25 protein-coding genes are annotated in these 20,050 nt (G+C 35.4%); 18 read left to right on the forward strand and 7 right to left on the reverse strand.

What is annotated here, in order from left to right; genetic code table 11:
* The 5 genes from CCZ01_RS03300 to CCZ01_RS03320 form a co-directional block, all read right to left on the reverse strand.
* A partial coding sequence (locus tag CCZ01_RS03300) for a methyl-accepting chemotaxis protein (RefSeq protein ID WP_146745211.1) occupies positions 1-1,503 on the reverse strand: 1,503 nt, incomplete at its 3' end.
* Positions 1,504-1,704: 201 nt separating this feature from the next.
* Positions 1,705-2,241, reverse strand: a complete 537-nt coding sequence (locus CCZ01_RS03305; RefSeq protein ID WP_112051817.1) for a threonine/serine exporter family protein — start codon at positions 2,239-2,241, stop codon at positions 1,705-1,707.
* Entirely contained in the window at positions 2,231-3,082 is an 852-nt protein-coding gene (locus CCZ01_RS03310) for a threonine/serine exporter family protein (RefSeq protein WP_112051818.1), read from the reverse strand. Before CCZ01_RS03310 ends, CCZ01_RS03305 begins: the two co-directional genes overlap by 11 nt.
* On the reverse strand, positions 3,072-3,848 hold the full coding sequence (locus tag CCZ01_RS03315; RefSeq protein WP_112051819.1) for an OmpA/MotB family protein: 777 nt from the start codon (positions 3,846-3,848) through the stop codon (positions 3,072-3,074). The genes CCZ01_RS03310 and CCZ01_RS03315 overlap by 11 nt, the downstream gene beginning before the upstream one ends.
* 12 nt (positions 3,849-3,860) lie before the next feature.
* Positions 3,861-6,389 (reverse strand): coiled-coil domain-containing protein, encoded by a 2,529-nt coding sequence (locus tag CCZ01_RS03320; RefSeq protein ID WP_112051820.1) that lies wholly within the window; start codon positions 6,387-6,389, stop codon positions 3,861-3,863.
* 111 nt (positions 6,390-6,500) lie between these two features.
* On the opposite strand from CCZ01_RS03320, the gene CCZ01_RS03325 reads away from it, so the two are divergent.
* From CCZ01_RS03325 to mutY, 16 genes are all read left to right on the forward strand, one after another.
* The gene (locus CCZ01_RS03325) at positions 6,501-7,358 is read left to right on the forward strand and encodes a pseudouridine synthase family protein (protein ID WP_112051821.1); all 858 of its coding nucleotides are present in this window, start codon (positions 6,501-6,503) and stop codon (positions 7,356-7,358) included.
* Entirely contained in the window at positions 7,352-7,645 is a 294-nt protein-coding gene (gene csrA / locus CCZ01_RS03330; protein ID WP_112051822.1) for a carbon storage regulator CsrA, read from the forward strand. Before CCZ01_RS03325 ends, csrA begins: the two co-directional genes overlap by 7 nt.
* Positions 7,646-7,648: 3 nt before the next feature.
* The gene (locus CCZ01_RS03335) at positions 7,649-8,434 is read left to right on the forward strand and encodes a 4-(cytidine 5'-diphospho)-2-C-methyl-D-erythritol kinase (protein WP_112051823.1); all 786 of its coding nucleotides are present in this window, start codon (positions 7,649-7,651) and stop codon (positions 8,432-8,434) included.
* 2 nt (positions 8,435-8,436) lie between these two features.
* The gene (gene smpB / locus CCZ01_RS03340) at positions 8,437-8,946 is read left to right on the forward strand and encodes an SsrA-binding protein SmpB (RefSeq protein WP_112051824.1); all 510 of its coding nucleotides are present in this window, start codon (positions 8,437-8,439) and stop codon (positions 8,944-8,946) included.
* 158 nt (positions 8,947-9,104) lie between these two features.
* Complete coding sequence (gene exbB / locus CCZ01_RS03345) at positions 9,105-9,533, forward strand: TonB-system energizer ExbB (RefSeq protein ID WP_112051825.1); 429 nt, start codon at positions 9,105-9,107, stop codon at positions 9,531-9,533.
* A gap of 2 nt (positions 9,534-9,535) precedes the next feature.
* The gene (locus CCZ01_RS03350) at positions 9,536-9,919 is read left to right on the forward strand and encodes a biopolymer transporter ExbD (protein ID WP_112051826.1); all 384 of its coding nucleotides are present in this window, start codon (positions 9,536-9,538) and stop codon (positions 9,917-9,919) included.
* A gap of 4 nt (positions 9,920-9,923) precedes the next feature.
* Positions 9,924-10,091: a hypothetical protein gene (locus CCZ01_RS10320; RefSeq protein ID WP_181566304.1), complete on the forward strand. Its 168-nt coding sequence runs from the start codon at positions 9,924-9,926 to the stop codon at positions 10,089-10,091.
* A gap of 207 nt (positions 10,092-10,298) precedes the next feature.
* Positions 10,299-10,766, forward strand: a complete 468-nt coding sequence (aroQ, locus tag CCZ01_RS03355) for a type II 3-dehydroquinate dehydratase (RefSeq protein ID WP_112051946.1) — start codon at positions 10,299-10,301, stop codon at positions 10,764-10,766.
* Between the two features lie 45 nt (positions 10,767-10,811).
* Positions 10,812-11,300 (forward strand): 2-amino-4-hydroxy-6-hydroxymethyldihydropteridine diphosphokinase, encoded by a 489-nt coding sequence (folK, locus tag CCZ01_RS03360; protein WP_112051827.1) that lies wholly within the window; start codon positions 10,812-10,814, stop codon positions 11,298-11,300.
* 11 nt (positions 11,301-11,311) lie between these two features.
* Positions 11,312-12,715 (forward strand): flagellar biosynthesis protein FlhF, encoded by a 1,404-nt coding sequence (flhF, locus tag CCZ01_RS03365; protein WP_112051828.1) that lies wholly within the window; start codon positions 11,312-11,314, stop codon positions 12,713-12,715.
* Positions 12,715-13,593 carry a MinD/ParA family protein gene (locus tag CCZ01_RS03370; protein WP_112051829.1) on the forward strand — a complete coding sequence of 293 codons (879 nt, stop codon included), beginning with the start codon at positions 12,715-12,717 and terminating at the stop codon, positions 13,591-13,593. Before flhF ends, CCZ01_RS03370 begins: the two co-directional genes overlap by 1 nt.
* A gap of 29 nt (positions 13,594-13,622) precedes the next feature.
* Entirely contained in the window at positions 13,623-13,997 is a 375-nt protein-coding gene (locus tag CCZ01_RS03375) for a hypothetical protein (RefSeq protein WP_181566293.1), read from the forward strand.
* 35 nt (positions 13,998-14,032) lie between these two features.
* Positions 14,033-14,731 carry an RNA polymerase sigma factor FliA gene (locus CCZ01_RS03380; protein ID WP_112051830.1) on the forward strand — a complete coding sequence of 233 codons (699 nt, stop codon included), beginning with the start codon at positions 14,033-14,035 and terminating at the stop codon, positions 14,729-14,731.
* Positions 14,731-15,804, forward strand: coding sequence for a flagellar motor switch protein FliM (gene fliM / locus CCZ01_RS03385; RefSeq protein ID WP_112051831.1), 1,074 nt, complete (start codon positions 14,731-14,733; stop codon positions 15,802-15,804). Before CCZ01_RS03380 ends, fliM begins: the two co-directional genes overlap by 1 nt.
* A 5-nt stretch (positions 15,805-15,809) precedes the next feature.
* A complete protein-coding gene (fliY, locus tag CCZ01_RS03390; protein ID WP_112051947.1) occupies positions 15,810-16,643 on the forward strand; it encodes a flagellar motor switch protein FliY in 834 nt (277 codons plus the stop codon).
* 8 nt (positions 16,644-16,651) lie between these two features.
* The gene (gene mutY / locus CCZ01_RS03395; RefSeq protein WP_112051832.1) at positions 16,652-17,686 is read left to right on the forward strand and encodes an A/G-specific adenine glycosylase; all 1,035 of its coding nucleotides are present in this window, start codon (positions 16,652-16,654) and stop codon (positions 17,684-17,686) included.
* A gap of 134 nt (positions 17,687-17,820) precedes the next feature.
* Here mutY and CCZ01_RS03400 read toward each other — a convergent pair whose 3' ends face one another.
* Positions 17,821-18,048 (reverse strand): transposase, encoded by a 228-nt coding sequence (locus tag CCZ01_RS03400; protein ID WP_258436605.1) that lies wholly within the window; start codon positions 18,046-18,048, stop codon positions 17,821-17,823.
* On the reverse strand, positions 18,038-18,208 hold the full coding sequence (locus tag CCZ01_RS10325) for a hypothetical protein (protein WP_181566294.1): 171 nt from the start codon (positions 18,206-18,208) through the stop codon (positions 18,038-18,040). Before CCZ01_RS10325 ends, CCZ01_RS03400 begins: the two co-directional genes overlap by 11 nt.
* Before the next feature lie 269 nt (positions 18,209-18,477).
* Between CCZ01_RS10325 and CCZ01_RS03405 the strand changes: the two genes are divergently transcribed.
* Entirely contained in the window at positions 18,478-19,311 is an 834-nt protein-coding gene (locus CCZ01_RS03405) for a S24 family peptidase (protein ID WP_181566295.1), read from the forward strand.
* A gap of 8 nt (positions 19,312-19,319) precedes the next feature.
* Positions 19,320-20,012 (forward strand): tetratricopeptide repeat protein, encoded by a 693-nt coding sequence (locus CCZ01_RS03410; protein WP_112051834.1) that lies wholly within the window; start codon positions 19,320-19,322, stop codon positions 20,010-20,012.
* Positions 20,013-20,050 lie beyond the last annotated feature (38 nt).

Consider the following 20,050-nt stretch of genomic DNA (forward strand, 5'->3'; position numbering starts at 1 on the left):
TAATGAGGAAGCTTGAGTATTTGAACCCTGTAAAAGTCGTTGAATAGTGCTTTCTAATTCTTTAGATTTACTTTCTAATTCTTGTGCAAAACCTGCGGATACTCTTAGCATTTCTGCAATAGAGTCTCCAAGTTTATTCACGCCATTTTCTAAGCCTTGTGCATCTTGAATTCTTAATGTAAAGTCATTATTTTCATAGGAATGGAAAACTTGGGCTGCTCTTGAGAGATCATTGCCGACCATTTGAAAAAGAGCTTCAGACATCTCATTAAGTGCAAGTCTAATTTTTTGTATCTGTGGATTATAGCTTTCTTGAACGATTGTTTTACCAAAACGTCCTTCTTTTGCTTCTTGAACGATGTGCACAACTTCCCCAACTAACAAGGAGTCAGCCTCTAAACCTTTATTCGTAATTTGAATATTTTTATTAATCATTTCACCCATATTAGAGAATTCATCTTTAGAGGTAATAGGAATTAGGTTGACCGATTCTGTGCGATGATTAATGTATTCAAAAAAGTTTTTTAATCCATCTTGTATAGCCTTAACTGGCTTCAAATAAAATGTCATAATCACATAAAGCACTAAAATAGAAATTATTCCCATAATGACCATTAATGCAAGATTGATATAGAAAATCTCTGTCGCTGGTTGGCTAATTTCTGCAGGTGATGTGGTGGCACAAATTGTGTATCTTGCCCCACTTTCAATAAAGTCACATACTGAAATACGATCCATCTTATCTTCAATTCTTAAATAATGGAGAGGCACCAATGTTCCATTTGCTCTAAGAAGAGAATCGATATTGGGAATATTTGGGTCTTTTTTTAGTAGTAATGTTTGATCTGAAGATGCAAAAATTGTTAAACTATTATCATAAATGAAGACTCTGTTTGAAAAATTCTCAACTTGTCGCTGAATGTTAGTAACTGGTAAATCAATCCCTAAAATTCCTATTAATTTTCCATCTTTTATCAAAGGAATGGCATAAGTAAAACAGGGTAATTTTGTTTCAGAATCAACATAAATATCGCTTACAAATAAACCATTGTTGCTTACTGCACCTTGATACCATGGTCTTGAGCTAGCCATATAAGAGCTATCACCTCCATAAACACGATATAAGCTATCTTCCGGTGTACTTGTATCCGAGACAACCATTTTTCCACTAGGAAGTCCAATGAAAGCTGCCAAAAACTGTCCCCCTTCCTTGAATGGACGCAAATGAGGACCAACACTCGCAATGAATGCTTCTTCAGAGTTTAATTCTGAAGTAGGTTTTTGCAAAATTAATTTTTGTAAATCAGAAATAGCTAATAAATTGTCTCTTTCAAAATCACCAATATTTGACTTTAACAACCGAACATCATTAATTGTAGACTTTAAAACTTCATCAATCAATGCTTCTTTGCTAAACACGTATGAGGTGATCCCCAAAACAATCATTAAAACTAGGGTAGTAAAGCCAGCAATGAGTGCTAGCTTAATTCTGATACTGTTCATTTTTGGACTCCTTGTTTTTTAAGCTTTTATTAATGCCCGATTAAATTATAAATTCATCTAGCAGTTTAGCTGAATCATTAAAAGTAATTTCTCTCAACAAAGCTTATTAATAAAATTCGCATTGTAGCATAAATTTTTAGTAGTGCACACACGGTTTTATGAAAAATGGGCATTTTCAATCTATTGGAGCTTATGTTTAAGCTAAAATTCAGATTTTAAGAATTTCCAAAAAGAACGTTTATCATGTTTAAGAGAACGTGTCATCATCAAGCTTTGTTCATAAAAAACAAATAATGAGAGAGTAATACCGATGGCGATAGCAAGAGTGATAAAGGTTGTTGTAAGAAGATTCTTCATCATTTCAACCAAATATACAACAGCCTTGTTTGCGTCTTTATTTTGAAAAAATGCTTCAAAAGAAAGGATGGTTTGATATGCATACATTCCTGGAATCATTGGAATAACGGCAGGTAAAGAGATAATTTCTGCAGGAACCCTAAGCATTCTTGCAAAAAATAAAGCACTAAATCCAACAAATAAAGAGGCAATAAAAGTTGCAACAACGATATTAAAAGATAAAAAATAGAGTAGATAATAACGCAAACCAAAAACAATTGCTGCTAAGAATGCTGTTGTAATAACCGTTTTTATAGGTGGTTTAGCGATACAGGCAAATCCTAATGTTCCTAGAGCAGCAAAAATAGCCTCTTGAAAGGATTGGAAGAATTCAGCCCACATTCAAAATCCTTATTAAATATAAGTTTAAATACATTCCTGCAGCAATACAGGCAATAATAATCCCTGCATCAATCCCACGCGAAATACCTGTGAGAATGTGCGAATCTAAAATATCTAAAGTGGCATTGATAAAGTGAATTCCCGGTATTAAAAAGAGTACGGAGGCAGCAATGGCGATATCTAATGTTTCTGTACTTAAAATTTGTTGAAATAAGGATGCAAAAAATGAGACCATAAATGCAGAAATAATTGCTAATAAACGCATATCTAATTTGATGCGTATGAAATACTCACGAAAAATAAGTGTTAGTGTGGTTGAAAATAATACAATCATAAAGGATTCTATATCTCCACCAAAAATTTTACATAAAGAAGCGTTAGATAAGGGAACAAAACATAATTCTTGCAAAATATTTCTTTTTTTGAGTTGGATGATTTGATTAAATTCTTGTAATAATTCAGTAAAAGGAGTTTTTTCATCATGTACTTTCCAGCTTAAGGCAGATAGTTTTACAATTGCCCCAAAATTCAAAGGCATAGGTGGACTTGAAAGCACATAAGTTGAAGCTAAATTCAAGTTTGGCGTACTGAGAGTTAATGTAATATTGCGAAAAAAGATGGAAATATGAACATTGTATCCATAAGCATTACCAATTCGCACAACACAACGTATAATTCTCGCAGAGTATGCTCCAAAGCCAAATAAGTAAATCGCATATTTTAGTAAAAAATGTGCAAGTTGTTCAATTTCTTCTACCTGTTTTGTTTTTGTGCATTCTTGTGTGGGTTTAGAGGGAATAGCTTTTGGATTAATACTTATTTCTTGTGCTTTATTGTTCATTTTTTGTACCTTTTTTAAACTCTTTCTCTAAACTCTTCTGGATTTCCTCATTCAGATTATTCTCTTGACTTACATTCAAAATTTGTTCAATTTTTTGTTTGCTTTTTGTAATTGTGCGGAATTCTACACGACGCGAAAGCATATCGTTTTCTAAAGGTTTTGAGAAAGAAAGCCCATTTGCTCGTAACACACTGATAAGCCACTCCCTATCTTTAGCGATTTGAGGTAAAGAAAAGCAGTATTGAAGTACGGAAAATGCTCTTGCTTGACTTAAAGAAGCATTCTCCAAATAACGTTCCGTAATTTGGCTAGATGCTTTCCATTCACTAGAAGTATGCCCTTCAATACGGATTTCTTCAATATGGTTGCGATATTTTGGGCTAGAAAGAATCGCAATATAACGTGGAAAGAAAGAATCTAAAATTTGCTTGAATCTTTCCCTCATTTCTCCTTCACCTGCTCCAAATAAGACATCGGGTTCGCGAAAACGAATCGTATTTCCCTCATCAATGAGGGCATTCCATTGCTTTAAATCTTTACTAAACTCTTTCATTAAATCCACATACAAGGCAGATTCTAGGTCATAATGCTCTTGTGCGATGAGGCTCATTTTATCGCTTAGTTTTTTTAGCTCTTCATTACTTTTTTCTAGCTCATGTCGTGCATTGTTTGAAATTAACATATAAGAGGCAGTGATGAGTAAAAAAATCATCATTAATCCTGCCATCATATCAGAAATACTAATCCATTGACTATCTCTTTGCATTCATTTCTCCACTTAATTGCGATTACCCATAAAATCACTAATACGGCGTAAAAACCATTCATAATCACCTTTGAATCCATCTGTGAGGTGAGAGAGGGATTCATCTAGTTTTTGTAGAGATTCTTGTAGGTTTTTATTGATTTGTGAAGCAGAATTTAACTCATTTTGTAAAGAGGAATTCACCTGTGCAATCATCGCACTCACTTCCTCTTTATTATGCAAAATATCCTGATTTGTTGTAAGAATATTGGCTGCGATTGCTTTTTGGAGATTCTGCACTTCTGAAAGAATTTGTACGCTTACTTCTTTGGGAATATTTGCACTTTCCTGCATTGCACCTTTTAAGGAGGCAATATAATCTGCAGTGATGCGTTCCATGGATTGATGGGATAGTTCTTGTAATGTTGTGATTTTATTTGAAATGCTTGAAATGTTAGATTCCATAATAGCTAATGAAGAATGGTTATATTCATCACTACTTTTCTTCATCTCCATAATCATATCGCTAAAAGCCTTTTTGAGGGATTCTCTCACTTCCGCCACACCTTGACTGATACCATGTTGCAACATATTTAGATGACCAAGTAAATTTTGCAATAAGTCATTAAAGCCAAGAGAGAGTCGGCGATAATCTTCAAGCCCTGTATCAATAGCATTTTTTTGTTCTTGTTTCCATTCATTTAGAGAACGTGTGAAGAATTCTTTTGTTTGTGTCCCAACACTTTCTAAAAAAGCCCGATTTTGTTTCACCATTGCATTTGCTCCAGCAATAATACCTTCTTTTGCAATGCGTTGTTGTTCTTCGATAAATTGTTGTTGGGCAGTGAATAGCAACTCTCTTTCTTTGCCTTCTTTCCGTAAATGTTCAAGTAGAATAGATGAATCTTGACTTAGTTTTTCCTTAAATGATTGGGTTGTTTGCATTAATTCTGTGTTTAAGTGTGAATTGAAGTTTTTTAAATCACTGCGTAAATTCTGCATTGTGTGCGTTAATTCTTGTTGTAAATTTTCTTGTAGATGATTCACACCATTTCCAATATTTTGAATCACATTAGAAAATTCACCTCCAATTTCTTGAAAATTTTCTTTTACACTCTTTGTGTGGTTTGAAATCAGCTGTTCTAGGGCTTCGCTACGATTTTTGAGTAATTCCTCACTATGGGCGATGGATTCTTGTAATTGTTTTGCGCTATTTTTAGAGAGGTTCTCCAAATTTTCCCGTAAATGTAAAAAGCTCTCTTCCCCCGTTGTTTGTAAAGCGGCAATACCTTGCTTAAATTCTCCACTTTGGGTATTCATATTTTCAATGAATAAGGCAGAATCCTCCTGAATTTGTTGATTTAGATGCCGATAGATACCAATTACTTCACTATTAAAATGTTCGCTAAATGCATGAAAATGCGATTGCAAATTAGTTATAATATCACTGCTTTGTTCTCCGATTCTTAAAATGCGTTGTTTAAGAGTCTCTTCGCTCTCATTAAATGCGTTCTTTAAAATTGCTTCAATCTCTCTTGAAGTATTGACTGAAATCTCAAAGCTTTGCTTACAAGATTCAAGCATATCCTCTGCATTTTTCTTTAAGCCTGCAAAACTCTCTAAGCTATGAAATAAAACTTCTCCCTCTTGTCTTGTTTGTTGAATCATCTCTCCTAATTGATTGAAGAATGTTTGTGTTTGATGGTGGTGTTCTGTGATGCGACTCAATGTATCACCACTTTTTTCTATTGCTATCACAGCTTGTTTTAAGGTTTCTTGGCTTGTTTCAATGCTTTGCTGATAATGCTCTTGCCAAGTTAACATTCTTCCAACCGCTATATTTAATTCTTTAAAATTTTCTCCAAACTGATTATTCAAGTTTGTATTAAAATTCTTAATCACTTCTGCTAGAGTTTCAACCAAATGTTCGCTTGCCCCCTTCGCAAGTTCTTCAACACTTTTTTTTAATGTTTGTGAGAGTGTTGCAAATTCGTTTTGGAGCTGTGTGCTTAAGAGTTGATGTTGGTGATTTAGGCATTCAATTAATGTGCTAGAATGTGTTTTTGTCATTTCTTCTAATGCGAGATAATGTTCTTTTCTACCTTCATTTAAAGCCTCAATATTGTGTTTTTGGGTATTTAAAGCATCAAGAATTTGGGGAAGAATTTTTAATTCTTTTAAATCTTGTAAGTATGTCAAGTCATCAAATTTTTGTAATTGTAAAGAAAATTGATCTGCTGAATCCTGCTGATTCACTTTGCCTTTTTGTAAAATTGAAAGTGCAATAGAAATACCCATACCGACAATGGAGGTGTAAAAAGCAACCTTTAAACCTTCCAAAAGTAAGGGAATAGAATCTTGAATATTCAATGTATTAAAACCAAATAAGCCCACAAAAATTCCAACAAAAGTCCCTAAGACTCCTGTGCTCATAATGATGGATTTAAAATCACGATGTCTTGGCGTATTAAAACTTTTGTAGTCTACCCATGCTAAACTAAGCATAAGCAGGGTAAAAATGGCATTCAATATGCTCCCAAAGTAATTTTCCAAAAATTCCATATTGCCTCCTTAATGAAATGTTATCTTAACAAAAAAACGCCACTTTTTGCAAATCATTTTTTAATATTTTTAAGGTTACAATTTTGCGTTATAAAACTCAAAAGGAGGAGAATGCAAGGAGAAATTTTTGCTGCCTATAAGCCGATTTTTGAAAGTTCTAATCATTTCTTGGGACGCATAAAAAGAATTTTTGGCGTAAAAAAAGCAGGGTTTAGCGGGACACTTGACCCCTTCGCAAAAGGCGTTTTATTGGTTGCCACAGAGGGATATACACGGCTTTTACCTCATATTTGCGTAGAACCTAAATGTTATCGTGCAACTTTATGGTTAGGGGCAAAGAGTCAATCGCTAGATATTGAAAATATTGAATCAGTTACCTGCATTCCACCTTTTTCTTGGTGTGATATTCAAGAGTCGACACAACAAATTCAAGGAGTAATGACTTATACACCACCTATATTTAGTGCAAAAAAGATTCAAGGGAAACGAGCGTATATGCTTGCTAGAGAAGGCAAGGAAGTGGTGTTAGATTCTATTCAAATGCAAATTTTTTCTTTCAGGATTATCCACTATATTCACCCTTTTTTAACCTTTGAAGTTGCTTTAAGTAAGGGTGGCTATGTACGTTCTATTGGGCAAATGATTGCGAATCGTTTGAATGTCTCTGGGGTGTTGAGCAGTTTAGAACGTTGTTACGAAGGTGAAATTTTTATAAAAAATCATCCAGAAAAACAAATTTTGCAAAAAATTTCTATTGTTAAATTAAATCCTCTTAAATTGATAAAATACCCTATTTTAAGTGTTCCTAACTTGAAAGAATCATTTTTAGAAGGAAAAAAATTGAAAAAATCTGATTTAAATGTGGACTCTACCGGATGTTTTATAGTAGAATTTGAGGATTTTTTTTCTATAATACGGGTAGAAAAATCAGAGGTTAAATATCTTTTAAATAGGATTGAGAAATGTTAATTTTAGCAAGGAAAGAGGACGAAAGCATTGTTATTGGTGATGAAATTGTCATTAAGGTTGTTTCTATTGATAGGGGAACTGTGAAGCTTGGGTTTGAAGCACCTTCGCGGTTTGTTATTTTGCGTGAAGAATTACGGCAAATGGTGGCGGATAAAAACAAACAATCTATCAGTGGAAATGAAATAGCAAACGAGAGCTTAGGGCATTTGAGCAAAATTCTTCCACATAAAAATGGAACGCCACATGTAAAAATCCCTAATGTGCCACAAAAAAATAAAGGAAAATAAAAAGTGGAATGGGATTCTTTTGCAAAAGTCAATATTTTTTTAAAAATTACAGGCAAGAATCAAGAGGGTTATCATCTCTTATTTTCGCGTTTTTTGCGTGTGGATTCTTTGTTTGATACCTTGAGTCTGAGAGAGGGTGCAAAAGAATTTTGTGTAAGCTTTGAAGGAAGTGGTGATTTTGTGCAGTTGTCTAAAAAAAATACGATTCAGACTGCAAAAGAAGCCTTAGAGCCTTTTTTGTCTGTAGCACAAAAAGAGGCCTTAAATCATCTCCATATCCATATTTTTAAGCGCATTCCAATGGGTTCTGGATTGGCTGGAGGAAGTTCTAATGGAGCAACATTTATGCGTATGGTGCAAGAGTATTTGAATATTCAACTAGAAGAATCTGTTTGGATTCAAATTGCAAAGAAAGTTGGGGCTGATGTACCATTTTTTTGGAGTAGGTTAGAAAGTGCGAATGTTCAAGGAATAGGGGAAATTCTTGAACCTTTTACAGAGGAAGTACCAGAGCTAGAGATTTATACACCGCCTGTTTTTTGCAATACAGCAAATGTTTACCGGCACTATAGTGAATATTTTTTGCCTAAGCAAGTTTTTGATACACATTTGTTGCAGACTTGGGGAAATAAAAAAAGTGAAGAAATTTTAAATGGTTTTTCGGATTTATTTGAACTAAATGATCTTGCTCGTAGTGCTTTTTCACTTTATGAAGAATTAGAAGACTATCGTGAAGATGGATATTTTTTTAGTGGGAGTGGGAGTAGTTTCTTTCGCTTGAAGGCGTAGAGATGGTTGAAAATAAATTATTAGCAAAAAATAGTAAAAGTAATAAACAAGTAAATCCTAAAAAGAAGATTGTTGCAACTAACAAAAAAGCAAGGTTTGATTATTTTATCTTAGAGACACTGGAGGTGGGAATTGAATTAAAGGGGAGTGAAGTTAAGGCTTTAAGGGCGGGGCGTGTAAATCTTAAGGATAGTTTTGTACGCGTAATGCGGAGCGAACTTTTTTTGCTGAATGCACATATTTCATTTTTAGAAACAACTTATGTACATTTTAAGCCTAATGAAAGGCGGGCGAGAAAATTATTGGCACACAAAAAGGAAATCCACAAGCTTTTGGGCGAAACTTCCACAAAGGGACGCACGATTGTTGCATTATCCATCTATTTTAATGCAAGGAATCGTGCAAAAGTAGAAATTGCCTTAGCGGAAGGAAAAGACTTGCATGATAAACGCGAAACAATCAAACGCAGAATTGCGGACAGGGAGGCGAGAGCTGAGCTGAAAAGATACTAATGGATAAAGGTGGGGGTAATGTATTTTGAGATTATTTTTGCAACAATCTTGACTTGTGTGGTTTGTTATCTTCTTTTTAAAAAACAAAGAAGGGGAAGGGAGCGGACTAAACAGATGAATATAATTAACAATGTTAGTTTTAAACGGGTTAAAAAGTAATGGAATTCTACTTAAAAGAAATAGTAGATTATGGTGTTTTAGGGCTTTTAGGAATAATGAGTGTTGTTGCATTGGCGATAGTTTTTGAACGCATTTCTTTCTATCGCTCCATCCAGCTTGAGTCTTTTTCGCAAAAAGGTACATTGGAAATTGCGTTATCAAAGCATTTAACGTTACTTTCCTCAATCGCGACAAATGCCCCTTATGTTGGGCTTTTAGGAACGGTTTTTGGTGTGATGCTAACTTTTGTGCAAGTGCATCAGAATAGCTCAAATTCAGAAGAAGTTATGCTAGGTTTAGCCTTAGCACTTAAAGCAACAGCATTTGGATTGCTTGTCGCTATTCCTTCTTTGTTTTGCTATAATTTGCTTGTGCGAAAAAGTGAAGTGATTCTTACAGAATGGGAAGTTCTTAACAAGCGGGATTGATAATGAAAATGCAAAAAATTGAGGGCATTAATGTTGTTCCGTTTATTGACATTATTCTTGTATTATTGGTTATTATTTTAATGGAGACAAGCTTTATTAAAACTAATCGTGTCAGTCTGGTGGAAAATCAAATTACGCAAGAGGGGCAGACACTCAAGAATGAGATATCCTTGAGTATTACTGAAGAAGGGGATTTTATCTTTGAACAAACCCCTATGAGTTTGGAGCAGATCAGAAATAGGCTTGTGCTTGTTGATAAAAAAACACCAATAGCGATTTATGGGGATTCTCAGAGTGCCTTTAAGCAATTTATTGCTCTATTCTCATTGCTTAAGGAATTAGAATTGGAGAATATTTCAATGATGAGCCAACAACAAAAGGAGTAAGATTATGATGTTTTCAGGAGACTATACATTAGGGACAATTATTTCCGCGTTTGTTACATTTTTAGTGATTGTGTTAACAATTCGTGTGTATTTAAATTATATGTCCTCAAAACGACCTAAGATTCAAAAGCCTGATTGGCTTGAGGAGAGGGAGAGAAAAAATAAAAAATAGAGTTGTAAGACTGGATTTTTTGTTGTGGGCTAAAAATTGAATGTGAGCATCGATGATTTAATTAATTACGTTAAAAACTTGATAGAAAGTAAAAATATTGCAAATAAAGCATATTTTAAGAGAAAATGCGAAAAATTATGTTAAGCTTTAGGTTTCCTTTGTTATAATGGGGAATATTTTTGATTCTTAAGCCTAAGGGGGTAAATGATGAAAGTTGTTGTCATTCAAGGTCCTAACTTAAATATGCTAGGAATGCGTGAGCAACATCTTTATGGTCCTATGCGTTTGGAGGATATTCACCAAAATATGGCAGAAGTCGCTAAACAGCAGGGGTTGGAGATTGAGTTTTTTCAAAGTAATTTTGAAGGTGAGATTGTTGATAGGATTCAAGAATGCTTGGGTGATGCTGATGGGATTATCATTAATCCGGCTGCTTATTCACATACCTCTATTGCGATTCGTGATGCATTATTGGCGGTGAGGTTGCCTGTTATTGAGGTGCATATTACCAATATCCACGCAAGGGAAGAATTTCGTAGACATAGCTTAACAGCAGAAGTTGCCTCGAGTGTTTTGGCAGGTTTTGGTCCTTTTGGTTATCATCTTGCTTTGATTGCTATGCAACAAATTCTTAATGAGATTGCACGTTTAAAAACGCAAGAACAAAAAGTTTGATGATGTTGATATGTAGCGACTATTTTTGGTTTTGTGGAGAGTCCAATGGTGAGTGAGATCCCTAAAGTAAGACACATCCGCTATGATAAAATGTTTCCTTTGTATGAAAAGGAAAAGTGTGCAAAACGTTTTGAGGTCGTTATAGGTGTTGGTGGAAATTGTGGGGATACGATAGGATACTTTCAGTCTTTAGTTGGTAAACTCAAGGAAAATTCACATATTGAAGTTCTTTCAACTTCACCCCTTTACTATAATCCTCCTTTTGGCTATGAGGAACAAGAGTGGTTTTATAATGCAACGATTCGTGTCAAAACAAGCTATGGATATAAGGATTTTTTTGCTTATACGAGCTATCTTGAAAGACGTTTTAATCGCCCAAGAAAAAGGCTTTTTAAAGATGCTCCAAGAACACTTGACATTGATATTATCGCATTTGGAAGATATCACATTCAAACCCCAACGTTAACGATTCCGCACAAGGCTTGGAAGCAAAGAGAAAGTGTTATAATACCGTTATGGTTAGAAATGAGTTAGGGAGAAAGTAGATGAAAGTTTATACTTATCAGGGAGAATCGCCAACGGAGGCTTTGCAGATTGCTCAGCAAAAGCATGGAGAGGAAGCCTTGGTGTTGCAGACGAAGGAAGTGCGTAAAAAGACAATGACACAGCCAGCACTTTATGAGGTGCAAGTTGCTATTGATGAGGAGGCACAACCCAGTATGCCTCCTTCCTTGCCTCCCAAAAAAAGCAATAATGCAAGTGAGAGATTACAAGAAATTGCACAGAAAAGTTTAGAGGCAAAGCGGAATGCAAAAAAAGCTCCAGCCCTTACACCTGTGTTGGGGTTGGGTGAAGAAAGTGACGATTTACTGCAACTTTCAGATACAGTACGTCAAATTTCAGAGCTTGCGGGTGTACCGACTTCACAAAAGAACCATTCTCTTTCTAACAAGCTGAATAAGGAGCTTTCTCGCCCAATTGTTGGGCAAAATATGGGAAACACAGAGGCGGAATCAACAAAAAATGAAATCAAAGAGCTTAAAGCAATTAAGGCAGAGATTGATAAGCTAAATGATAAGATGAAGATTCTTGGCGAGATGGTGTGGGATAAAGAGGGGCCAAAAAAAGAGGGCTTAATGATTCCTCAAGAATTTGCTGAAATTTATCGTTTAGCGAAAAATAGTGGGATTTATCGTAGTCACTTAGATAAGATTATGCAACTAACTTTAGAGTTAATGCCACTGAAAATGCGCGAGAATTCTGTATTCATCAAACGTTATTTTCGTGAAGTTTTGCGTAAAATGGTTTATTGTCGTCCTGAAAATTTGGAGGTTGGTTCTAAAAAAATTATTATGCTTGTTGGACCGACTGGGGTGGGTAAGACGACGACTCTTGCAAAGCTTGCGGCACGTTATGCTTTTATGATGAATAAAAAGTATAAGGTTGGTATTATCACGCTTGATACTTTTAGGATTGGGGCGGTGGACCAGCTGATGTTTTATGCAAAAAAGATGAAGTTAAGCATTGATACGGTTGTTGATCCTGGTGAGTTTGTTCAAGCGGTGGATAGCCTAAAGTATTGTGATTATATTTTAGTGGATACTGTGGGTAGCTCCCAACATGATAAACAAAAAATTGATCTTTTGAAAAGTTTTGTTAATAGTGACTCAAATTGTGCAATTGACGTAAGTTTAGTGATTTCTGCAACGACAAAATATGAAGATTTAAAGGATATTTATCACACTTTTTCTGTTCTTGATATTGATACGCTTGTTCTTACTAAGCTTGATGAAACTAGAGGTTTTGGAAATGTATTTTCACTTGTTCATGAGACTAAAAAGCCTCTTAGTTATTTTTCTATTGGGCAGGAAGTACCCAATGATTTGGTTGTTGCAAGTAGCGAATATCTGACTGATTGTTTGCTTGATGGATTTAAGAAGGCTGAGTAATGTCATTAGGCAACCAGGCTCATAAACTTGAAGAACTTATTTTAGAAAATGAGAGATTGAGGAATGAGAAGGGGACTAAATTCATCGCTGTTACAAGCGGTAAAGGGGGGGTAGGTAAAAGCACGATATGCAGTAATTTATCTTATATTTTATATAAGTTAGGTTTTAAGGTTGCTATTTTTGATGCAGATATTGGTTTAGCGAATCTTGATATTATTTTCGGGGTAAAAAGTGAGAAGAATCTTTTGCACGCCCTAAAGGGTGAATGTTCTTTAAGGGATATTATTATTCCAATTGAATCTGATGGTTTGTTTTTGATACCCGGTGAAAGTGGTGCGGAGATTCTTAAATACAGTGGTGAATTAATGTTCGATCGTATTATTGAAGATTCGATATTGCTTGATGATTTGGATTTTGTTTTGGTGGATACTGGAGCTGGAATTGGGGAGCATACGCAATCTTTTTTGGAGGCTTGTGATGAAGTGATTGTGGTAACAATGACCGATCCAGCCGCCTTAACAGACGCTTACGCAACGATTAAGATTTGTTCTCGCAATAAAGATAGACTTTTTGTTGTGATTAATATGGTGAAGAATTCTAAGGAAGCACAGGCGATTTTTGATAAATTTAATAAGGTTGCACGGGAGCATATTGATACTTTAGAATTAGATTTCTTAGGTGCTCTCTCCTATGATGGAATTGTTACAAAAGCGACGAAAGGGAGGAAATTGTTTGCCTCTATTTCTCCATTTAGCACTCCTAGTGTGGAACTTGAAGAGATTGCACGCCATTTAGCTCAAAAGTTGGAACGAAAAGTGCTACCTAAAGAGGACGGGCGCTTTGGACGCTTCTTTGAGAAGATTTTAAAGCAGTTTTGAGCGTCAATTTCTCTTTATGGGAGTGCCATATGAAGTTTGATAACTACATTAGCTTTGCTATTGTGAATGGCTTTTTCTTTGGACTGGTTCTTGCGATTTTAAAGTTTGATTCTCCTGAGATGATTGTCATTTGGACAGGGCTGGTTACGATTGGTTTTTATCTTCTTATTACGCTCTCTATGTCCTTTTATTTGATGTTTTTTAATTTTGAACGCAAACGGCTTCATAAAGAACATCACGATAAAACTTTGGCATACTTTATTAAGGAATTTGAGCGTAGAGAGAAAATGGTCAATCGTGTGCGTGAATTCATTCATACTATCAAAATGAATGAATTAAGTGAGGAGGGGGAATTGTCTAACGAGGAGAATTCCCAGAAAAATGAGGAGGCGGCTAGAGATTGATTCTAGCTAGAGAAGTTATGGTAGGGAGTATGGTCATGAGTAGGGAGGCATATCAAAGTGAAATACGGATGATTCAGGATGAATTAGCCGTCTCTTATCTTCCAGCTGTTCGTGCAATGGCTTTTCGTATGAAAGAACGCTTACCGAGTAGTGTTGATGTAGATGATTTAATTTCCATAGGAGCAGAGGAACTCATCAAGCTATCGCGTCGCTACGATGCAAACAAAAATGATTCCTTTTGGGGTTATGCAAGAACAAGGGTACAGGGTTCTATGTTTGATTATTTGAGAAGTCTTGATGTGGTGAGTCGTGCAAGTCGTCGTCTTATTCGTCTTATTGAAACTGAGATAAATAAGTATGCGACTTTGCATGATGAAGTTCCAAGTGATCAATATTTGAGTGAACTATTGAATGAGGATATTGATCATATCAGAGATGCTAGAGTTGCATCAGATATTTATGCCACCCTTCCACTTGATGAACAGTTGAACTTTTCCACAGATACGGCGACTGATATTCAGATAGAAGAAGAGGAGCTGATTCAGGTTATTACACAAATTATGGAAGGGCTAAGTGAGAGAGATCAGTTAGTCATTCAGCTTTATTATTTTGAAGAGCTTAGTTTGCGTGAGATTAGTGAAGTTTTAGAAATTACAGAATCCAGAATTTCCCAGATTCATAAGGAGATTTTGGGTAAAATTCGCCATAAATTTGAACAATTAGGAGGGTTATAATGGCTGATATACTAAGTCAAGAAGAAATTGATGCCCTTTTGGAAGTTGTTGATGATGATGAAGCTTCCAGTGATGTTGAAGTTTTAGAGAAAAATGACATTCTTGCCCAAAGGCAGGTTACTCTTTATGATTTTAAACGACCCAATCGTGTAAGCAAGGAGCAGTTGCGTGCATTTCGTGGAATCCATGACAAGATGGCAAGGAATCTTTCGAGTCAAATTTCAGCGGTAATGAGGAGTATTGTGGAAATTCAGCTGCACTCTGTAGACCAGATGACTTATGGAGAGTTTTTGATGTCTTTACCGAGCCCAACGAGTTTTAATGTTTTTTCATTAAAACCTCTTGACGGAACAGGTGTTTTAGAGATTAATCCAAGTATTGCATTTCCAATGATTGATAGATTGTTGGGGGGTAAGGGCGATCCTTATGAGTCAACGCGTGAGTTTAGTGATATTGAGCTAAATCTTTTAGATACGATTCTTAAGCAAATGATGCAAAACCTTAAAGAGGCATGGGCACCTGTTACGGAGGTTTTTCCTAGCGTTGATGCAAAAGAATCAAGCCCAAATGTTGTGCAAATTGTTGCACAAAATGAAATTGTTATTATGGTAGTTATGGAGATTATTATTGGGCATTCAAGTGGAATGATGAACCTTTGTTATCCTGTTATTTCTTTAGAGTCTGTGCTTTCTCGTTTGGCAAGTAGGGACTTAATGCTAAGTGAGACAAGTTCTAAGAAAAGTCGCAACAAAGAATTGCAAGCATTGTTGGGTGGTTCTGCGGTGGAACTTTCAGCAATTTTAGGCGGTACTAAACTCACGCTCAATGAGGTTTTAGAATTGAAGAAGGGTGATATTGTGCGACTTGATAGGGCTGCTGATGATACTGTTATTGTAAATGTGAATGGACGCGAAAAATATATTTCTAGCATTGGTTTGCAAAGATACCGCAAAACAATCAAGGTGAAAGAAATTATTAAAACTGAAAAAGACCAAGTTAAAGAGATTCTTGAAATGCTTGAAGCACAACGTAAGAGCCGTGTGACGGAGATGAAAGAAAGGGAGGGTGAATAAATATGATGACAGATTTTGCAAAACTCATTACGCAAGAAGTGGTGGCGACGATTGAGGGGTTAACTGGTTCTGCTCCTGATGTGGAATTCAAGGGTGAGGGTAACACCTCCCAAACTATCGATGGTCCTGTAGCACTTGTTAAAATTGCTGTGAGTGGCGGGAATGGTGGTGTGGCAATGGCCGTTCCTGTTGCACTTGGCACGGCTATTTCAGATTTAATGCTCGGAGGCGATGGAAGTAGTAAAGATGAAATGACTGATGATGATTTGGACGCAACAAAAGAGGTGATTTCTAATATTGTAGGTGCAGTCAGTACGGCACTTGCTTCACAAAAGGAGTTACCCAAACTGAATTTTTCTCCAGAGAAGGTAGAGTCTGTCGCGTCAGGTGAATTGAATCTCTCTTCTTATGCAAAAATTTTAACCTTTAGTTTTTCGTTGAACGAGATTAATAATGAATTGTATTTTATTGCAGATTCAGCTTTTGTTGGTAATTTTGAAAAGAATGATACTCTTGAATCTGATTCTCCAGCTACCCCATCAGCAGGTGGAAGCGTAAATCTTTCTAGTGGAGAGATGAAAAATATTAATATGATTATGGATGTGCATTTACCTGTTAAAGTGCGTATCGGACAAAAGAAAATGCTTCTTAAGGATGTGATTGCGATGGATATTGGGAGTGTCGTTGAATTAAATCAACTTGCAAACGATCCGCTTGAAATTCTTGTTGATAATAAAGTGATTGCAAAGGGTGAGGTGGTGATTGTTGATGGTAACTTTGGTATTCAAATTACAGAAATTGGAACAAAACACGAACGATTGGAGCAATTACGAGGGTAACTGATAGATTGAGTAAGATTTTTGAGCAGTTATCGGCTTTTCATGAGGCCATTTTGGGATGGTATGCCTTATATGGTCGCAGGGAGCTTATATGGCGTAATTTATCAGATGATGTAGAGAGGGGCTATAAGGTTTATGTGAGTGAGGTTATGTTGCAACAGACGCAGGTGAATGTTGTGCAACAGCGGTTTTATGCCCCATTTTTAGAAAAATTCCCAACTTTAGAATCTCTTGCAAAAGCAGATGAAGAAAAAGTGCTGAAAGCATGGCAGGGACTTGGTTATTATACGCGGGCGAGGAATTTGCATCGAAGTGCAAAGATTTGTCTTAAACAATATAATGCAAAACTTCCGCAAACATTTGAAGAATTGAAAAGCTTACCGGGTATTGGAGATTACACAGCCGGTGCAATTTTGTGTTTTGGTTTTTTAAAGCCTGTGAGTTTTGTTGATGGAAATATTAGGCGACTTTTTTCGAGATTGTTTGCATTGGAGCAACCATCTTTGCGGAATTTAAATGATATTGCAAAGAATCTTTTATGTCTACATTCAAGCTTTGATTACAATCAGGCATTGCTTGATTTGGGGGCAACTTTATGTATATCTAAGAACCCACAATGCTTGATTTGCCCATTATTATGCTATTGTGAAGGTAAAAATAATCCTCTTATATATCCAACACCAAAAAAGACAGCATTAGAGCCTAAAGCACTTTTTTTAGGAGTGCTGATTGTTGAAGATTTTATTTATTTGCAAAAAAGCAATACAAAACTTTATTACGGATTATATAATCTTTTAAATTTGGAAGAATCTCCATATTTGAATTTATTTCAACATCACCATTCCTTTAAACATTCTTACACGAAATATATTCTTCAAGTACATATTTATATTTTAGAAATATCTGATAAAAATCAGATTCCACAAGAAATAATGCAGGGTTTAAATAATGAGAATTTTTTTAACCGCACTTGCTTAAAGGAATTACCTCTTTCCGCATTAACATTTAAAGCCCTTGCAAAAATTTTTCCCAACACAATTTAGTTTTTTTGTAGCATAAAGAAGGGCTTTTCGCTTTACTTCTTTTAATTTTAATTTATATTGCAAGGGATTGCATTGAAGTTATTGTGGGCTTTGTGGTCAAATATTAGGATAGGGGGTTTCTAGTATCAACAAGTCTAGCCTACTTTTACAGGTCTTACAAATTCTCCACTAAGAGCTGATGCCCCAACTCTATAAATATTCAAACTAGCATTATAATCTCTATCAATCTTTATATCACAACTAGGACATTGAAATATTCTATCTTTGAGACTTAAATCATTATTGATATATCCACAATTACTACAAGTTTTAGAGCTAGGATAGAATTTTTCGCCGTCTCCTTCACTCTCACTAAATGCTATTTAACTCCATTGTGTAGGAGTCTCTGTCATTTACCCATTTTACCCCTATTGGTGAGTCTTCAGAGTGAGACTCTTCTGATTCACTAGAGGAGATTTCGTCTAGCTCATCCTCATCAATGTTGATGGTGTAAATTTCTAAGTCATCATCAGTTTGTTGCATAAAGCTCCTTTTATCTCTTAGTTTTGAATGCAAACTCTAGGAATATTTGACAATTAGTTTTTAAAGAACAATTTTTTAAAATGGCAATCTCTTAATTCAAGAGATACTTTTCACTTCCTCCTTGTTTTGGAATAGGATTTGCAAGGAGGATTTTTAATGTGTTTCAAAACATTTTTTAATGTTTTGATAGTGAAATTATATGTATTTTTTTTACATAAGTCAATAGTTTTTGTAAAAATATGTATAAAAAATACTTAAAAGGACTTGATATGGCTGATTTTAAGGTGCTTGTGGAAGAAATGAAAGGCTTTTATGGTGTTAAAAGTTTAGAAGCTGTAGCCGAAAAAATGGGATATACTCCTCATTCTGCAACTTCTTGGAGAAATAAAAAGCAATTAACCGCCCACGCTACATTAAAATATCAAGAGGATAAAAATAAGCGTTTAAATTCAATGCCTCAATCTATTACCTTTGATTTTGATGAACAGTTTATCGAAAATATGGGCGTAAAAGAGGCTAAAGAATTGCTCAATTGTGCTAATGATAAAGAACTAGCGGAACTTTTGGGTATCAAAATGGAATCTGTTAATAATTATCGTGTAAGAGGATTACCTGATAAGGTTAAGCTAATCATTTTGACAAGATTTTATCAAAAAGATACATTGAAGCAACATAAAAAATCCGCTATAATGGTTAATTACTACCCATTTATCAATGCTTCAGCGGGATATGGTATTGCAAACTACGAATTAGAATGCAAAGTCATGGAGCTAGATACTGCTTTGTTGCGTGAATGCAAGATTGTGAATATCCATAATCTTGAAGTCATTAAGATTGTAGGCGATTCTATGCTTCCTTATGCGGAAGATGGCAATAAAGTCATTGTTGAAAGAAAATGTATCCCTAAAAATGGTGATATTGTGATCGCAGTTGTGCGTGATGAGCTTTACATTAAGCAGATTGAGATTGACCCGACAGGGCAGTGGACAAGACTTATTTCTAGTAACCCAAATTATGGAACAATTTTACTCAATAGACAAGAACAAGAAATGTTACACATTGCAGGAATTGTTAGGGCTGTCTTTAATATTAAGGTATTTTAGGAGAGCTTATGTGGCGGATTTTGAAATTTCTACTTGTGGCGGTTTGTTTTTTTGGCGTGAGTTTTGGGAGTGAAGTTGAAGATTTGAAAAAGGCTTGTGAGTTGGGAAGTCGTGATGGTTGTGAAAGTTTATGGCGTTTTTATCAAGTAGGAAAAGGCGTAAAACAGGACGACAAAAAAGCAAGTGAATATTTTACAAAAGCTTGTGATTTGGGAAGTGGTTTAATTTGTAAGGAATTAGGGGATTTGTATGCTAAAGGACGAGGTGTAAAACAGGACGACAAAAAAGCAAGTGAATATTATGCAAAAGCTTGTGATGATTCGAGGGATAGTAATGGTTGTTATAATTTAGGAGTTTTTTATAATGAAGGAAAAGGCGTAAAACAGGATTATAAAAAGGTGAGAGAATATTACGCAAAAGCCTGTGATATGGGAGAGGGTATTGGTTGTGAAAACTTAGGGGATTTGTATGCTAAAGGAAAAGGCGTAAAACAGGATTATAAAAAAGCAGGTGAATATTTTACAAAAGCTTGTGAGATGGGAGATGGTGTTGGTTGTGTTATTGTAGCGACTATGTATGTTGATGGAAAAGGTGTTCGGCAAGATTATAACATAGCAAAGGAATACTATGACAGGGCTTGTGATTTAATGGAGCAAAAAGGTTGTGATGCCTACGAACTCTTAAACGAAAAAGACTATTAATGCGGTGGATTGTTTTTATTGGTATATTTAGGAGGGTT

The organism is Helicobacter monodelphidis (assembly GCF_003288845.1).
GTDB lineage: Bacteria > Campylobacterota > Campylobacteria > Campylobacterales > Helicobacteraceae > NHYN01.

Coding starts and splice junctions, on each gene's coding strand:
- CCZ01_RS03305 (WP_112051817.1), bottom strand. CDS start 2,241: ATGTGGGCTGAATTCTTCCAATCCTTTCAAGAGGCTATTTTTGCTGCT.
- CCZ01_RS03310 (WP_112051818.1), bottom strand. CDS start 3,082: ATGAACAATAAAGCACAAGAAATAAGTATTAATCCAAAAGCTATTCCC.
- CCZ01_RS03315 (WP_112051819.1), bottom strand. CDS start 3,848: ATGCAAAGAGATAGTCAATGGATTAGTATTTCTGATATGATGGCAGGA.
- CCZ01_RS03320 (WP_112051820.1), bottom strand. CDS start 6,389: ATGGAATTTTTGGAAAATTACTTTGGGAGCATATTGAATGCCATTTTT.
- CCZ01_RS03325 (WP_112051821.1), top strand. CDS start 6,501: ATGCAAGGAGAAATTTTTGCTGCCTATAAGCCGATTTTTGAAAGTTCT.
- csrA (WP_112051822.1), top strand. CDS start 7,352: ATGTTAATTTTAGCAAGGAAAGAGGACGAAAGCATTGTTATTGGTGAT.
- smpB (WP_112051824.1), top strand. CDS start 8,437: ATGGTTGAAAATAAATTATTAGCAAAAAATAGTAAAAGTAATAAACAA.
- exbB (WP_112051825.1), top strand. CDS start 9,105: ATGGAATTCTACTTAAAAGAAATAGTAGATTATGGTGTTTTAGGGCTT.
- CCZ01_RS03350 (WP_112051826.1), top strand. CDS start 9,536: ATGAAAATGCAAAAAATTGAGGGCATTAATGTTGTTCCGTTTATTGAC.
- CCZ01_RS10320 (WP_181566304.1), top strand. CDS start 9,924: ATGATGTTTTCAGGAGACTATACATTAGGGACAATTATTTCCGCGTTT.
- aroQ (WP_112051946.1), top strand. CDS start 10,299: ATGAAAGTTGTTGTCATTCAAGGTCCTAACTTAAATATGCTAGGAATG.
- folK (WP_112051827.1), top strand. CDS start 10,812: ATGGTGAGTGAGATCCCTAAAGTAAGACACATCCGCTATGATAAAATG.
- flhF (WP_112051828.1), top strand. CDS start 11,312: ATGAAAGTTTATACTTATCAGGGAGAATCGCCAACGGAGGCTTTGCAG.
- CCZ01_RS03370 (WP_112051829.1), top strand. CDS start 12,715: ATGTCATTAGGCAACCAGGCTCATAAACTTGAAGAACTTATTTTAGAA.
- CCZ01_RS03375 (WP_181566293.1), top strand. CDS start 13,623: ATGAAGTTTGATAACTACATTAGCTTTGCTATTGTGAATGGCTTTTTC.
- CCZ01_RS03380 (WP_112051830.1), top strand. CDS start 14,033: ATGAGTAGGGAGGCATATCAAAGTGAAATACGGATGATTCAGGATGAA.
- fliM (WP_112051831.1), top strand. CDS start 14,731: ATGGCTGATATACTAAGTCAAGAAGAAATTGATGCCCTTTTGGAAGTT.
- fliY (WP_112051947.1), top strand. CDS start 15,810: ATGACAGATTTTGCAAAACTCATTACGCAAGAAGTGGTGGCGACGATT.
- CCZ01_RS10325 (WP_181566294.1), bottom strand. CDS start 18,208: ATGCAACAAACTGATGATGACTTAGAAATTTACACCATCAACATTGAT.
- CCZ01_RS03405 (WP_181566295.1), top strand. CDS start 18,478: ATGGCTGATTTTAAGGTGCTTGTGGAAGAAATGAAAGGCTTTTATGGT.
- CCZ01_RS03410 (WP_112051834.1), top strand. CDS start 19,320: ATGTGGCGGATTTTGAAATTTCTACTTGTGGCGGTTTGTTTTTTTGGC.